Source organism: Blastococcus sp. SYSU DS0539 (genome assembly GCF_054050855.1).
On sequence record NZ_JBJHAF010000004.1, the window covers coordinates 75,852 to 90,430 of the forward strand.

Consider the following 14,579-nt stretch of genomic DNA (forward strand, 5'->3'; position numbering starts at 1 on the left):
CGTCCCGGCCCGCGCGGGCGCCGGCGATCAGGCGGACCGGGCGACCGGTGGCAGGTTCTCGGGGCCGGCCGCCAGCGCGCGCGGGCGGCCCAGCGGGTGCGCGCGCACCGCCAGGACGGCGACGTCGTCCTCCGCGCCCGCCCCGAGCAGCTCCTCGAGCAGCCGGTCGCACAGGTCGGCCAGCGACAGCCCGGCCGAGCGCTCCAGCACCGCACGCACCCGGGCCCGCCCGTCGTCCAGCGGGAGCCCGCGCCGTTCGAACAACCCGTCGGTGAACAGCACCAGCGTGCTGTCGTCGGGCATGGGCGCGTGACCGTCGGCGAGCTGGTCCACCCAGCCGGTGCCCAGCGGCGGGCCGACCCGGACCGACAGGTCGCGGACCTCCCCGTCGGCGAGCAGCAGCATCGGATCGGGGTGCCCCGCCGAGGCCCAGTGCAGCCGCCGGATCCCGGCCGCGCGCTCGGCGTCCCCCTGCTCGACGCGGCAGACCAGAGCGGTGGCCATGGCCGGCACGGCCAGCCCGAGCAGCGCCTGGTCCACCCGGCGCAGCAGCCCGGCCGGCTCCTCGAGCCGGTCGTAGCCGATGGCGCGCACCAGCGTCTTGATCTGCCCCATGGCGGCCGCGGCCTCGACGTCGTGGCCCATCACGTCACCGATGACGAGCACGGTGTCGCCGTCGGGCTGGAGGAAGGCGTCGTACCAGTCGCCCCCGATCGAGATGCCCTGCGTCGCGGCGCGGTAGCGCACGGCCAGCTCCAGGCAGTCCGGCTGGACCGGCGGGGAGAGCAGGCTCAGCTGCAGCCGCTCGGCCACCTGGTGGTTGAGCGCCACCAGCCGGGCGTTGTCGAGGGCGAGGGCGGCCCGTCGCGAGGCGATCTCCGCGGTGCGCAGCTCCGTGCCGGTGTGCGCACCGCGCTCCGGGCCGTTCACCAGGGTCAGCACGCCGAACACCTCGCCGCGCGCCATCAGGGGGAACGCCGCGACGGCCATCGGCCGCAGCGGTTCGAGGGCCGCCCGGCTGACCGGGTCGGCGATCATCGTCTCGAAGTGCTCCTCGGTGAGCTGCGCGATCACCACCGGCGCCCCGCTGCGCAGCGCCACGGGCACCGGGGCGGTGGCCGCGTTCGACGCGACCCGCGCGTCGGCGTAGCGGTGCATCGCCTCGACCAGCGACGGGTCCCGGTGGGCGCGGCCGACGTCGCGCCGGGTGCCGTCGGGGTCGACCACGCTGACCAGGCACCAGTCGGCCAGCTGCGGGACGACGCGGGCGGCGAACCGGTCGACCGCCTCGTCGGGGTCGAGCGTGGAGGTCATCGCCTGGCTGATGTCGCCCAGCAGCATCAGGTGCCGGCCGGTCTCCTCGGCCTCGCGGGCCGCGCGGGCGGCCTCGGCGGCGGCCTGCTCGCGGGCCGCGACGGCGGCGGCCCGCTCGTCCTCCGTGCGCCGGCGCGCGGTCACGTCGTCGTAGGTGACGACCAGCCCGGCACCGGTGAGGAAGGCGTCGGCCCGGAACCACTTGCCCAGCGGCGCGAACCAGGCCTCGGTGCTGCCCGACTCGCCGGTCCGGCGCACCTGGCGGTAGAGCAGCTCGAACGGTCCGCCGACGGCCTCGGGGAACTCGGCCCAGATGTCGCGGCCGAGGAGCTCGGGGACGAGGCGGTCGAGCACGCGCGCGCCGGCCGGGTTGACGTAGCGGAAGCGCCAGTCGGCGTCGAGGACGAACATCGGGCGGTCCATGCCCTCGACCGCCTGGAGCAGCACGCCGCCCAGCGGCGGAGCCACGTCGTCCAGGGATGTGCCGTCCACGCCGCTCCGATCCGGGCGCACGTGCGGCCACCTGGGTCCCAGCCTGCCGCCTGACCGGGGCGGACGCAACGGTGGAGGGGCCGTTCCCCCCGTCGGAGCGAGACGTGACGGTGCCCACAACCACCAGAACTCCGCGCGGAACGCCGGGACCGGGTGGTCGAACACCGCGCGGGAAGGGGTTGACACCGGCCCGCACCGGGCACACCCGGAACCGTCGGATGCCGGACTCGAGGGGGAGCGCATGGGGCGACTCGCGTGGCCACTGCGCCCGCTGCCCGACGGACGGGGCGAGGTCTGGCGCTGGCGGCTCGCCGCCCTGGCCGAGCTGCCCGCCGCCCGGGCCGGCCTGCGCTCCCGGCTCGAGGGCGTCGGCCTGCCGCACGACGACGCGGACGACCCGGCCAGCGAGCAACTGGTGCTGGCCTTCGACGAACTCGCCTCCAATGCCCTCCGGCACGGCGAGTCGCCGGTGGTGGCCACCGTCGTGGCCGGCAGCGGCGGCTGGCTGCTCGACGTGAGCGACCGGGCGCCCGAGTCGATGCCCGCGCCGGTGGTCGACCGCGACCCGGCGAAGGGCGGCATGGGCCTGCAGCTGGTGGCCCGGCTCTCGGTCGCTCACGGTTGGTACGTCGACGAGGACTGCAAGCACGTGTGGGCCTGCCTGCCGACCACCGCGGAGCGCGAGTACGCCCTCGCCTGAGCGGTGCCGCCGCGGTCCTGCCGGACCGCGATCAGCGACGACCGTGTTCCACGTGCAACCACGACGTGCGCGGACCCCCGCCGCCCGGAGGCGGCGGGGGTCCGGCACGAGGACTTCGGCGTCAGGGGACGACGAAGGAGATCGCTCCCTTGCCGTAGGTGGGCACCTCGATGGCGAGGTCCACCCGATTGAAGGCGGCGAGCATCCCGACGAGGTCACCCGGGAGCTCCTCGCCCGGGGCGTAGAGCCGGTGCAGCTTCGAGTGCGGGGCGCCCGGGGTGTTGAACAGCGCGGAGAGCACGTTCACCACCTCGTGCAGGGCCTCGAGCTGCATGGTGGTCAGCTCGCCGTCCTCCTCGACGGCGTCCTGGCACCCACCGGGGGGCAGCAGCGCCAGCGCGCCACCGGTGTAGGCGGAGGCGCCCAGGTCCATCAGGCACAGCGCGTTGACGCCCATCTGCGGGTCGACGTAGACGGCGACCGAGACCGGCCGCTCCGGCGTCGGGGTCACCGGGGCGCCGGGGGCGACGTTCACCGCCTTGCCGACCAGCCCGGTGAGCATGTCGCGCACTGCCTTGGCGGCCGGCAGCTGCACGACGGCGGGGGCGGTCACGCGATCACCCCGTCCAGGTGCTCCTTGAAGGTGTCCTCGGTGAACGGCTTGGCGATGAGGAAGAGCGCGCCGGCGTCGGCCGCCCTCTCCCGCATCTCCGGCGAGCCCTCCGAGGTGACGAACCCGAACGGCACCGCCGAGCCCGAGGACCGCAGCGCCTGCAGGCACTCGATGCCGCTCATGTTCGGCATGTTCCAGTCGGAGAGGATCAGGTCGGGGCTCTCCGAGCCGACCTTGGCCAGTGCGTCGGCGCCGTCCTCGGCCTCGACGATGTCGTGGTCGTCGTACCCGGCCTGACGCAGGGTGCGGATGACGATCTGCCGCATCACGCGGCTGTCGTCGGCGATCAGGATCTTCACGGGAGCACCTCGTTCTGGCGGATGGGGGAAGGAACCGGCAGCGGCGGGAGAGCGCCCTGCACGGAGATCGAGAGCGGTTCGCCGCGCCAGACGACGTCGATGCGGCAGACGTCGTCCGGGTTGCGAACCGGGGGTGCGGTGCCGACCTGCGGCAGGCTGAGCGCGGACGGGCCGGGCAGCGCCGCCTTCACGCCGCCGCCGACCACGTTGGCGATCTCGCCGAAGGCGTCGGCGACGTCCTCCTCGTCGAGGACCTCCGGCGCGGATGCCCGGAGCAGCGCCCGGGAGAGCTCCTCGGCAGTGGCCCGGCCGGTGGTCAGCACGACGCTGCCGGTCCAGGGACCGACGACGTCGACCCAGCCGGCCAGGACGTCGCCGGGCAGCGGGGCCGGCAGCGGGAGGAGGACCTCCTCCTCGCCGACCAGCGAGATCCAGGTCTCCCCGGCGATCGACAGGACGGTGTTCTCGTCGATCAGGTCGGGGACGACCGGGCGGGCGTCGCCGGCGCGCCGGCGCTCACCGGTGTCGATCGTGCTCACAGGGCCAGCTCCTGGGGGAGCAGGCCGAGCAGCGCGAGCTTGTCGCGGAAGGCGTCGGCGGTGAACGGCTTGATCATGTACTCGTGGGCGCCGGCGGCCAGCGCGCGGACGATCTGGGTGTGCTCGCTCTCCGAGGTGACCATCATCATCGTCATCCGGCGCCAGGCCGGGTTGGCGCGGACGGCGGAGACGAACTGCAGGCCGTCCATCACGGGCATGTTCCAGTCGATCGTGGCGAGGTCGGGCACCCAGCCCTCGGTCAGCACGCCGAGGGCCTCCCCGCCGTGGCCGGCGTCGCGGACCTCGTAGCCGAGGTCGGTGAGGATCCCCGTGACGATCCGGCGCATGGCGCGGGAGTCGTCGATCACCAAGGCACGCATCACTTCCCCTTCAGGAGGCGGTAGGCGGAGCTGCGGCCGACGACGACCCGCTCCCACGAGTCGTCGACACCGAGGGTGGTCTCGGCGGCGCCGAGGAAGAGCCAGCCGTCAGGTCGCATGAGGTCCCGCACGCGGCGGAGGATCGACTGCTTGGTGGGCAGGTCGAAGTAGATGAGGACGTTGCGCAGGTAGACCACGTCGAACGGGCCCATCCGCGGCAGCGGGGCGGCCAGGTTGCACTCGGTGGCGTGGACCATCCGGCGGAGGGTGGCCGACACCTCCCACTCCGTGCCCGCCCGGCTGAAGTGCCGGACCAGCATGGGCGCGGGCAGCCCGCGGTTGACCTCGAGCTGGCTGAACCGCCCCGCCCGGGTGCGCTGCACCATCTCGCGGGAGAGGTCGGTCGCGGTGATCGACACCCGGGAGGCGGCGTCGGGCAGCGCGTCGTCCAGGAGCATCGCGATCGTGTACGGCTCCTGGCCGCTGGAGCACGCCGCCGACCAGATCTGCAGCCGCTCGTTGGCCCCGCGCGCCGGCAGCAGGGCCGGCAGCACGGTGGAGGTCAGCGCCGTGAACGGGTCGCCGTCGCGGAACCACGAGGTCTCGTTGGTGGTGAGCGCCTCGACGATCCGGCGGGTGTGGTCGGCGTCCGGGCGCACCCGGACGGTCTCCACCAGCCGCGAGACGTCGGTCAACCCCATCTGCCGGGCGATCGGCAGGAGGCGGGCCTCCACCAGGTACTCCTTGCCCGGCTGGAGGACGATGGCGCTCTCCTTGCGGACGAGGTCACGGACCCAGTCGAAACTGGTCGCGGTCAGACTCATCGACGACCTCCCACGGCCACAGCGGTTCCGGAGTTCAGCGATGCGGCGGCGGAGAGGTGCCGCTGGATCGCCTCGGCGATCCGGTCGAGCGGCAGCACCTCGTCGGCGGAACCGGCCTGGGCGACGGCGCCCGGCATCCCCCACACGACCGAGGTGGCCTGGTCCTGCACCACCACGGTGCCGCCGGCGGCGCGGATCTCTCCGCAGCCGTTGCGACCGTCGGCGCCCATGCCGGTCAGGACCACACCGAGGACGGCGCCGTCGTAGGCCGCGACGGCCGAGCGGAAGAGCGGGTCGACCGCGGGGCGGCAGAAGTTCTCCGGCGGCCCCTGGTCGAGCGAGGTGGTGAACCCCGCGCGACCGTTGGCGCGGACGGCCAGGTGGTGGTCGCCGGGAGCGAGGTGGACCGTGCCGGGCACCAGCGGGGTGCCGTCCACCGCCTCCACCACGCGCAGCGCGGACAGCCGGTCCAGGCGCTGGGCGAACTGGCGGGTGAAGACCGGGGGCATGTGCTGCACGAGGAGGACCGGCACCGGCAGGTCGGCCGGCAGCGCCGGGAGCACGCGGGCCAGCGCCTCCGGTCCCCCGGTGGAGGATCCGATGACGAGCACGGCCGGCTTCTTGCCCGGCCCGGTCCGCGGGGCGGCCGGGCGCGGCGGCGGGACCACGGGCGCGGCGACGCGCGCCGTCGCCGTCACCGGACGGCCGGTGAGCGCCTTGATCCTGGGGATCAGCTGCTCGCGGACGCTCTCCATCGACTGGGCCACGCTGCCGACGTTGGCCGGCTTGGTGACGTAGTCGTTGGCCCCTGCGGAGAGGGCGTCGAGGGTGGCGGTGGCGCCGCGCTCGGTGAGCGTGCTGAACATGATGATCGGCACCCGGTTGCGCATGCCGCGGATCGCCCGGACCACCTCGATGCCGTTCATCTCCGGCATCTCGATGTCCATGGTGACCAGGTCGGGCCGGAGCTGCTCGAGCTTGCCGACGGCGATCCTGCCGTTGACGGCGGTGCCCACGACCTCGATGCCCGGATCCGCGGAGAGCACGTCGGTGACGATCTTGCGGACGACGACCGAGTCGTCGACCACCATCACCCTGATCGGGTTCACACGTCCTCCTGGCCCCTGCCCGCGCCGACCGGCGGGCTGTTGTCTGTATCGGCATTCCCGCCCTCGACTTGAGGCCTTCGGCGGTACGGCATCCGGCATCTCCCGAATGGCGCGGGAGATGGCCGACGAGGATGTCGTGCAGCGGCACCGGCGCGCGGCGGAACTGCCGCTCGACCGCCGCGCGACGCATTCCCGGGAATGGCGGGGAACGGGGGCGGCGGGCTGGTGCTACCGGGGAGATTCTCGGCCGGGGACGGCCGGACTACAGGCGACACGCAGAAGGTGCGGCCCTATCTTCTCGCCGTCGAGAATTGTCGACACGGGGGCATTCGACGACTCGCCCGACCGTTGTCGACATGTGCCGCGGAAATGGCGGCCGACCTGCCGGAATGCCGTGCGGCGCCCTGCGCCGCGGGCAGGTCAGGCGAGCGCGGCGACCCGGCGCCCGGGGGCGCGGAGGAGGGCGACGGCGTCGTGGCCCAGGAGGTCGTCGACGACGATCGCCTGCACGCACCCGGAGACGGCGTTCCACACGCCCGCCGCGCCGTCGTGCAGGTCGAAGCCGCCGTCGAGGAACGCCTGGACGGCGAGCAGCTGGGCCGCGGCCAGCGCGCGGATGCGGCCCGACACGTGGGCGCCCCAGGAGGCCTCGTGCATCGCGGTCGCCCAGGGGCGCCGCTCGGCCCGGCCCTCGTCGACGGCGATCCGCCAGCGGGTCCGGCCGGCGTCGTCGAGGTCGCGGACGGCGGAGAGGAAGCCGGTCAGCTCGTCCGCCGCGGGGCCCAGCCCCCAGGACCCGGGCCCGGCCAGTGGGCCGGCGTCGGCGGCGCGGTCGAACGCGGCGGTGAGGTCCCGGCGAACCAGCGGCGGGAGCACCCCGGCCGCCCAGAAGCCCACGGCCGCGTCGGCCAACACGTCGGCCGCCTCGTCCCACTCGCCGGCGTCCCACCCGGCGCGCAGCGGGTGCTCGGCGCCGAGGACGTCCTCGCGGAGCAGCCGCTCCAGCGTCGGGGCGTCGCCGATGGTCCCCTGCTCGAGCTGGGCCACCAGCAGCGCCGCCCGGTTGCCCTCGCCCCCGCCGGCGTCGGCGGCCGAGCGCACGTGCGGCACGCCCGCGGCCATCTCGCGCGCCCGGCGGGAGCGGACGGCGCGCACCCCGCGGCGCTCGCGGTCCAGCCCGCGGGCGGGGTGCACCGCGGCCAGCCGGGAGAGCGCGGCCTCGTCCGCCCCCAGGCCGGCGAGGAGCACCTCGGCGACCGAGCGGCCGGCGGGCAGGCGCACGAGGTCGAAGCCCAGGGTGGCGGTGCTGACCAGCGAGTACGGCACGGCAGCGCCTCCACGGCTCCGGGAACAGGTCGACCCATGCTGACTGCCCGGCGGTGCGGGCGCCATGCCCGCGTCACCCGATCGCTGCAGCCCGCTCCGCCTACTGCGCGTGTCGCAAGGTGCACCGTCAGCAATAGGTGACGCTATGTAGCCTTCCCCTCCCCCGGGGTGCTGACTCGGTCGTCGTCGCTGTCGTCGTCGTCCGCCACCTCGGTACCGAGCACACCGGCGTCGCCGGCCACGGTGCCCGGGTGGGCGAGCTCGTCCTCGCCGTCACTCCCGGCGGTGGCGACGGCGACTCCGCCGGCCGCGGCCAGCACGACGGCGGTGCTCGCGGTGAGGACGGCGGTCCGCTCGGCGACCCCGGGTACGCGTGAGCGGCGGGGAGGTCCGGCCTCCCCGCCGCTCGTGCGTCGCTAGGCGCTGACGGCCTTCTGGACGTCCAGGGCCAGCAGCAGCTTCCCGTCGAGTTTGTAGGCGCCGCGGATGAGGTCGCGGGCCTGGCCCTCGAGCGTGTCCGGCGGCGCCTCGAAGTCGCCGGCGTCGACGTCCACGACGTCGGCGATGGAGTCGACCAGCATGCTCACGGCCTCACCGTGCAGCCGGACGACGATCACGACTGGGTCCGTCCCCGCGGGCCGCGGCGGGCGGCCGAGCCGCTCGCGCAGCTCGATCGCGGTGACCACCTGGCCACGCAGGTTGATCAGGCCGGCGACGGCCGTGGGGGCGAGCGGCACGCGGGTGAGCTGCTGGCTGCGCAGCACCTCCTGCACGTGCTCGACCTCGATGCCGTACAGGTCGCCGTCCAGCCGGAAGGTGGCCAGCTGGCCGCTGGTCGCGGGCGCGAGCGGGCGGGTCGGAGCGGTCACGTCAGACCTCCAGCAGGGAGTCGGAGACGCCGGACGGCGCCGAGGAGGGGTGGGCCGAGTAGAACTGCGGGTCGGCGGCGAGGATGGCGGCCCGGACGTCGAGCAGCTCGGTCACCCGGTCGCCGAGGACGGCGGAGCCGAGCAGGCCCATGTCGTCGATGTCGCTGCGCACCGCGGCCTCGCCGTCGACGATGTCGAGGATCTCCTCGACGACGATCGCGACGCTGCGGCCGTGGTCGGTGTAGACGATGACCTCGAGCACCTCGCGGTCGCTCTCGCCGTAGGCGCCCAGGTGCCGGTCCAGCCGGACGATCGGCAGGATCGCGCCGCGGTACTGCACGACCTCCCGGTTGCCGACCTTCTCCACCGAGTCGGCGCGCACCTGCTCGAGGCGGGTGACGGTGTCGAGCGGGATGGCGACCCGGCGGCCACCGCCGATGGCGGCCAGGAGCATCCGCTGCCGCTCGGTCTCGGCGGCCGCGATCTGCAGGGAGCCGGCGCGGGCCTCCTGGCGGTCGGTGGTCTCGGTCCGCAGCGCGCGGCGGGCGAGCGCCTGCACGTCGAGGATCAGCGCCACGGTGCCGTCCCCGAGGACGGTCGCCCCCGAGTAGAGGCCGATGGCCTTGAGCTGACCGCCCACGGCCTTGACGACGATCTCCTCGGTGTTGATGACCCGGTCGACGACCAGCCCGAAGCGGCGGCCCTCTGAGCGCAGGACCGCGATGACCACGTGACCGTCGTGCCGCTCGGAGGTGAGGCCGAGGACGTCGGTGAGCCGGACGAGCGGCAGGAGCTCGCCGCGCAGCCGGTAGACCGGCGCACCGCCGACCTCCTCGACGGCGTGGGCCGCCTTCTCGGCGTCCAGGCTGACGAGCTCCTGCAGGCTGATCTGCGGGATCGCGTAGCGGTCGGCGGCGCACTCGACGGTCAGCGCCGGGACGATCGCCAGCGTCAGCGGGATGCGCAGCCGGCAGACGGTGCCCACGCCCGCGTCGGACTCGACCTCGATGGTGCCGCCGATGGACTCGATGTTGGTCTTGACGACGTCCATGCCGACGCCGCGGCCGGAGACGTTGGTGACCGCCGCGGCGGTGGAGAACCCGGGCAGGAAGATCAGCTGGAGGACGTCCGCCGGGCTCATCCGGGACAGCGCGTCCTGGGTGAGCAGGCCGCGCTGGACCGCCTTGGCGCCGAGCTTGGCCGGGTCGATGCCGGCGCCGTCGTCGGCCACCTCGACCACGACCTGGCCGCTCTCGTGGCGCGCGCGGAGGGTGAGCACGCCCTCGGTGGGCTTGCCGGCCTTCCTCCGGTCCTCCGGCGCCTCGATGCCGTGGTCGACGGAGTTGCGCACCAGGTGGGTCAGCGGGTCCTTGACCGCCTCGAGCAGGGTCTTGTCGAGCTCGGTGTCCCGGCCCTCCATCTCCAGGCGGATCGACTTCTCCAGCTGGAGGCCGAGGTCGCGGACGACGCGCGGCAGCTTGGACCAGATGTGGTCGATGGGCTGCATGCGTGTCTTCATGACGCCCTCCTGCAGCTCGCTGGCGATGAGGTTGAGCCGCTGGGAGGCGCGGATCAGGTCGGTGTCGGTCTGCCGCGCGACGTTCTGCACGATCTGGTTGCGGGTGAGCACCAGCTCGCCGACGAGCAGCATCAGCTCGTCGAGCAGGTCGACGTCCACCCGGATGGTGCTGTCGGCGACGGCGCGGCGGGCCTGGCCACCGGCGGCGTCGGCGGCGGGCGCCTCGGCCTCGTCGTGGTCGGCGACGGCGGGCTCGGGCACCGCGTGCTCCGCGACGGCGGCAGCCGGCGCCGGCGGCTCCTCGGGCAGGTCGTCGACGACGGGAGCGGGGGCAGCGTCCGCGACCGGGGCGTCCTCCATGGCGGCGCTGATGGCGCCGACGACGGCGGAGACGTCCACGGAGCCCTCGCCGCCGCTGGCCTCGATGGAGGCCAGCAGGGACCGGACGGTGTCGACCATCAGCAGCAGGACGCTGGTGCGGTTCGGCGTCAGCGCGAGCTCGCCGTCCCGCAGCCGGGAGAGCATGTTCTCGCCGACGTGGGTGACCTCCTCCAGCCGGTTGAAGGCCAGGAAGCCGCTGGTGCCCTTGATGGTGTGGATGGTCCGGAAGATGCTCGACAGCCGCTCGCGGGAGTTCGGCTCCTGCTCGAGCGCCACCAGGTCCGTGTCGAGCTGGTCGAGGTTCTCGTGGCTCTCGACGAGGAACTCCTCGACGATGTCGTCCAGACCGTCCACAGTTGCCTTCTCTCTGGTTGCGACGGGGCGCAGTCGTCCCCGCTGGGTCCTCGGCGGCCCGCCGGCGGATTCGAGGAGAAGCCGCCGACGGGGAGCGCCGGTCGTGTTATCGGCAGCCTGGCGACCACGACCGACCACCGGTCGCGGTCGCCAGGGGTGGTCAGTAGGTGAACGTGCCGACCGTGGTGCGCAGGTCGGCGGCCATCCGGGACAGCTCGTCGACGGCGACCCGGGTCTGGGTCAACGCCTGGGTGGTGGAGTCCGCAGCCGAGGAGACCCCGGAGATGTTCTCCGCGATCTGCGTCGTGCCACCGGCGGCCTCCTGGACCGAGCGGGACATCTCGTTCGTCGTCGCGGTCTGCTCCTCCACCGCGCTGGCGATGGTGGTCTGCCGGTCGGAGATCTGCGCGACGATCGAGCTGATCTCCCCGATGGCCGCCACCGCCGCCGTGGTGTCGCCCTGGATCGCCAGCACCCGCTTGGCGATGTCCTCGGTCGCCTTCGCCGTCTCCTGCGCCAGCTCCTTGACCTCGTTGGCCACCACCGCGAAACCCTTGCCCGCCTCCCCGGCCCGGGCGGCCTCGATCGTGGCGTTCAGCGCCAGCAGGTTCGTCTGCTCCGCGATGCTCGTGATGACCTTCACGACGTTGCCGATCTCCGCCGAGGACTCCCCCAGCTTCGCCACCGTCGCCGTCGTCGTCTCCGCCGCGGTCACCGCGCGCGCAGCCACCTCGCTGGCCTCGGCGGCGTTGGTCGCGATCTCCCGGATCGAGGCCCCCATCTGCTCGGCACCCGCCGCGACGGTCTGCACGCTGCGCGAGACCTCCTCCGCCGCACCCGACACCACACCCGACTGCGCCGACGTCTCCTCCGCCGACGCCGAGATCTGCGCCGAGCTGGCGCTCAACTCCTCGCTGCTCGCCGCCACCGCGTCGGCCGAGGCCGCCACGCCGGCCATCACCGTGCGCAACTGGCCGAGGGCGTCGTCCAGCGACCTGGCGGTCCGGCCGATCTCGTCGTCCTGGTCGAGGCCGGAGGTGACCGTCAGGTCGCCCCCCGCCAGCCGGTCGACCGCGCCCTGCAGCCGGGACAGGTTCCGCCGGACCGCGCGTGCCACGGCGTAGCCGAGACCGATCGCCAGCAGCACCCCGACCGTGCACAGGACGACCGTCCACCGCACCGCCGTGGAGACGGTCTCCTCGTACGAGGCGCCGGCCAGGAGCGCAGCGTTGGCCTCCTCCAGCCCGACCGCGAGGTCCTCCTCGTAGACCTTCCGGAGCTCACGCGTCTCGTCGAAGGCGACCGCGATCGCGGCGGCGCGATCCCGCGCGAAGAGGTCGAACTCCGCCTGCAGGCCGGCCGACCAGGCGTCCAGCCCCGCCTCCAGCTCGTCGAGGTAGCCGCCCTGGTCGCCGGTGGCGGCCGCGCGGGCCTCGGCCAGGTGGTCGTCGACCTTCGCCAGCCGCTCGTCGATCCCGGACAGGAACTCCACGTCACCGGTGAGCAGGTAACCGCGCTCGTCGTTCGCGATCGCCTTCGCCGAGAGCCCGATGTCGTGCAGGGCGTTCAGGTAGGGCATCGCCGTGCTGAGTTCCTGGTTCCGCACGTCTCGCAGCTCGAGCAGGTCCTCCACGGCCAGCGTGCCGATCCCGACCGCGGTGACCGAGGCGATGCCGACCGCCGCCAGGATGCGCGTCGCGACGGAACGGTTCGAGAACCAGCCCGACGAGGAGCCGCCGGACGGAGGTGGGGACGCGCGCATGACGGTGCTCCAGAGCATATCGGTGTGTGGATTGAATGGTGCGCGGCCGTGTTCCACGCCATTGTCGGATCATCGGCAGGCACGTGAGGATAGGTCGGATGCAGATCGTTTCGTAGACATCCGCGGCGTGTCCCGATCCGGGCGCCAAGAATGGCGGGTGACCGTTCCTCGGATGTCGACATGCCACCATTCCTGCGATGCCACCCGCAGAATGCGAACGCCGGTGGCGACCGGTGGACGGTCGCCACCGGCGTCGCGGTGGAACGGGGTGCGATCAGTAGGTGAACCTGCCGACCGTGGTGCGCAGGCCGGCGGCCATCCGGGACAGCTCGTCGACCGCGACCCGGGTCTGGGTCAACGCCTGGGTGGTGGAGTCCGCAGCCGAGGAGACCCCGGAGATGTTCTCCGCGATCTGCGTCGTGCCACCGGCGGCCTCCTGCACCGAGCGGGACATCTCGCTGGTCGTCGCGGTCTGCTCCTCCACCGCGGAGGCGATGGTGGTCTGCCGGTCGGAGATCTGCGCGACGATCGAGCTGATCTCGCCGATGGCCGCGACCGCGGCGGTGGTGTCGCCCTGGATCGCCAGCACCCGCTTGGCGATGTCCTCGGTCGCCTTCGCCGTCTCCTGGGCCAGCTCCTTGACCTCGTTGGCCACCACCGCGAAGCCCTTCCCGGCCTCACCGGCCCGGGCGGCCTCGATGGTGGCGTTCAGCGCCAGCAGGTTCGTCTGCTCCGCGATCGAGGTGATCACCTTCACGACGTTGCCGATCTCCGCCGAGGACTCCCCCAGCTTCGCCACCGTCGCCGTCGTCGTCTCCGCCGCGGTCACCGCACGCGCAGCCACCTCACTGGCCTCGGCGGCGTTGGTCGCGATCTCCCGGATCGAGGCCCCCATCTGCTCGGCACCCGCCGCGACGGTCTGCACGCTGCGCGAGACCTCCTCCGCCGCACCCGACACCACACCCGACTGCGCCGACGTCTCCTCCGCCGACGCCGAGATCTGCGCCGAGCTGGCGCTCAACTCCTCGCTGCTGGCCGCCACCGCGTCCGCGGAGCCGGCCACCGAGGCCAGGACGTCGCGCAGGTTGTCCTGGGCGACGGCGAGCGCCTGGGCCATCCGGCCCAGCTCGTCGCCCGAGGTGACCTCCGGGCGCACGGTCAGGTCCCCGGCAGCCAGCGCCTCCACGGAGGTCTGCACGGAGCGGACGGTGCGGACGATCTGCCGAACGACGTAGAGCGCGAGGGCGCCGGCCAGCACGACGCCGATCGCGAGCGCGGTCCACAGGACGAGGACCGAGGTCTCTGCGATGACCTGCGCCTCGTCGGTGTCTGTCTGCCCGGCCGCCACCCGGCGCTCCTGCATTCCGTTGTACTGGTCCATGAGGACGTCCGAACGGTCCTGGAGCGGGCCGGTGATGACCCGGGTCGCGGTCGCGATGTCACCCGCGTCGGCCGCCGGCAGCAGCTGCGCGTCGGCGACCGCGTAGTAGTCCTCGACCGTGGCACGGAACTCGTCGAACGACTCCCGGTTGACCGTCACGGCGGCGTAGGCGTCGAGCTGACCGTCGATCGTGGTCCGGCGCTCCGCCAGGTCCGCCCGCAGCGCCTGGCGGGTCTGCGGGTCGGCCAGCGGGTAGGTGTTGTAGCGGGACCGGTCGCCCTGCCAGGACCGCTGGATGTTGGCGAGTTCGGCGAGGGAGACGACGTTCCCGTTGATCCGGTCAGCGGCCGTGCTGAGGCTGCCGATCCGCGTGACCGCGATGACGGTCATCGAGACGGCGACGACGACCAGCACGGCGATCGCGGCGCCGATCTTCAGCCCGACGGGCCGGCTGGCGAACCAGCCGGCCCGACCGGCGCCTGGTGCGGTGGTGGCGGCGGACATGACTTCTCCCGGGGCGGTGGGGAATGGCGCTCGTTCCGGACTTCCTCGGCCGGATCGGTGCGCTCGCTGTTCTGACGACAGAAAAGTAGGGTTTGGCGGATCAAGAACGGGCGGAACGTCATCCGTGTCGTGCATCGCGCGGGAAAAAGATCG

At 73.4% G+C, this 14,579-nt stretch carries 14 protein-coding genes; 1 reads left to right on the top strand and 13 read right to left on the bottom strand.

Annotated features, from left to right (window positions below):
- Positions 1 to 27: 27 nt before the first annotated feature.
- Positions 28 to 1,806, bottom strand: coding sequence for a SpoIIE family protein phosphatase (locus ACI790_RS06580; RefSeq protein ID WP_456568991.1), 1,779 nt, complete (start codon positions 1,804 to 1,806; stop codon positions 28 to 30).
- A gap of 241 nt (positions 1,807 to 2,047) precedes the next feature.
- On the opposite strand from ACI790_RS06580, the gene ACI790_RS06585 reads away from it, so the two are divergent.
- Positions 2,048 to 2,506 (top strand): ATP-binding protein, encoded by a 459-nt coding sequence (locus ACI790_RS06585; RefSeq protein ID WP_456568992.1) that lies wholly within the window; start codon positions 2,048 to 2,050, stop codon positions 2,504 to 2,506.
- 121 nt (positions 2,507 to 2,627) lie between these two features.
- Here ACI790_RS06585 and ACI790_RS06590 read toward each other — a convergent pair whose 3' ends face one another.
- The 12 genes from ACI790_RS06590 to ACI790_RS06645 form a co-directional block, all read right to left on the bottom strand.
- The gene (locus tag ACI790_RS06590; RefSeq protein WP_456568993.1) at positions 2,628 to 3,119 is read right to left on the bottom strand and encodes a hypothetical protein; all 492 of its coding nucleotides are present in this window, start codon (positions 3,117 to 3,119) and stop codon (positions 2,628 to 2,630) included.
- Positions 3,116 to 3,478: a response regulator gene (locus ACI790_RS06595; protein WP_456568994.1), complete on the bottom strand. Its 363-nt coding sequence runs from the start codon at positions 3,476 to 3,478 to the stop codon at positions 3,116 to 3,118. Before ACI790_RS06595 ends, ACI790_RS06590 begins: the two co-directional genes overlap by 4 nt.
- Entirely contained in the window at positions 3,475 to 4,017 is a 543-nt protein-coding gene (locus tag ACI790_RS06600; protein WP_456568995.1) for a chemotaxis protein CheX, read from the bottom strand. Before ACI790_RS06600 ends, ACI790_RS06595 begins: the two co-directional genes overlap by 4 nt.
- Positions 4,014 to 4,397: a response regulator gene (locus ACI790_RS06605; RefSeq protein ID WP_456568996.1), complete on the bottom strand. Its 384-nt coding sequence runs from the start codon at positions 4,395 to 4,397 to the stop codon at positions 4,014 to 4,016. The genes ACI790_RS06600 and ACI790_RS06605 overlap by 4 nt, the downstream gene beginning before the upstream one ends.
- Positions 4,397 to 5,221 (bottom strand): CheR family methyltransferase, encoded by an 825-nt coding sequence (locus tag ACI790_RS06610; RefSeq protein WP_456568997.1) that lies wholly within the window; start codon positions 5,219 to 5,221, stop codon positions 4,397 to 4,399. The genes ACI790_RS06605 and ACI790_RS06610 overlap by 1 nt, the downstream gene beginning before the upstream one ends.
- A complete protein-coding gene (locus ACI790_RS06615) occupies positions 5,218 to 6,330 on the bottom strand; it encodes a protein-glutamate methylesterase/protein-glutamine glutaminase (protein WP_456568998.1) in 1,113 nt (370 codons plus the stop codon). The genes ACI790_RS06610 and ACI790_RS06615 overlap by 4 nt, the downstream gene beginning before the upstream one ends.
- Positions 6,331 to 6,750: 420 nt before the next feature.
- Positions 6,751 to 7,656 carry a hypothetical protein gene (locus tag ACI790_RS06620; RefSeq protein WP_456568999.1) on the bottom strand — a complete coding sequence of 302 codons (906 nt, stop codon included), beginning with the start codon at positions 7,654 to 7,656 and terminating at the stop codon, positions 6,751 to 6,753.
- Positions 7,657 to 7,799: 143 nt separating this feature from the next.
- On the bottom strand, positions 7,800 to 7,976 hold the full coding sequence (locus ACI790_RS06625) for a hypothetical protein (protein WP_456569000.1): 177 nt from the start codon (positions 7,974 to 7,976) through the stop codon (positions 7,800 to 7,802).
- Positions 7,977 to 8,072: 96 nt separating this feature from the next.
- Positions 8,073 to 8,525, bottom strand: a complete 453-nt coding sequence (locus ACI790_RS06630) for a chemotaxis protein CheW (protein WP_456569001.1) — start codon at positions 8,523 to 8,525, stop codon at positions 8,073 to 8,075.
- Between the two features lies 1 nt (position 8,526).
- Positions 8,527 to 10,779 (bottom strand): chemotaxis protein CheW, encoded by a 2,253-nt coding sequence (locus ACI790_RS06635; protein WP_456569002.1) that lies wholly within the window; start codon positions 10,777 to 10,779, stop codon positions 8,527 to 8,529.
- 160 nt (positions 10,780 to 10,939) lie between these two features.
- Complete coding sequence (locus ACI790_RS06640; RefSeq protein WP_456569003.1) at positions 10,940 to 12,541, bottom strand: methyl-accepting chemotaxis protein; 1,602 nt, start codon at positions 12,539 to 12,541, stop codon at positions 10,940 to 10,942.
- A gap of 274 nt (positions 12,542 to 12,815) precedes the next feature.
- Entirely contained in the window at positions 12,816 to 14,426 is a 1,611-nt protein-coding gene (locus ACI790_RS06645; protein WP_456569004.1) for a methyl-accepting chemotaxis protein, read from the bottom strand.
- Positions 14,427 to 14,579 lie beyond the last annotated feature (153 nt).

Excerpts from the sequence above, each read along its gene's own strand:
- ACI790_RS06640 (WP_456569003.1), bottom strand. The coding sequence starts at position 12,541 with ATGCGCGCGTCCCCACCTCCGTCCGGCGGCTCCTCGTCGGGCTGGTTC.
- ACI790_RS06585 (WP_456568992.1), top strand. The coding sequence starts at position 2,048 with ATGGGGCGACTCGCGTGGCCACTGCGCCCGCTGCCCGACGGACGGGGC.
- ACI790_RS06605 (WP_456568996.1), bottom strand. The coding sequence starts at position 4,397 with ATGCGTGCCTTGGTGATCGACGACTCCCGCGCCATGCGCCGGATCGTC.
- ACI790_RS06610 (WP_456568997.1), bottom strand. The coding sequence starts at position 5,221 with ATGAGTCTGACCGCGACCAGTTTCGACTGGGTCCGTGACCTCGTCCGC.
- ACI790_RS06645 (WP_456569004.1), bottom strand. The coding sequence starts at position 14,426 with ATGTCCGCCGCCACCACCGCACCAGGCGCCGGTCGGGCCGGCTGGTTC.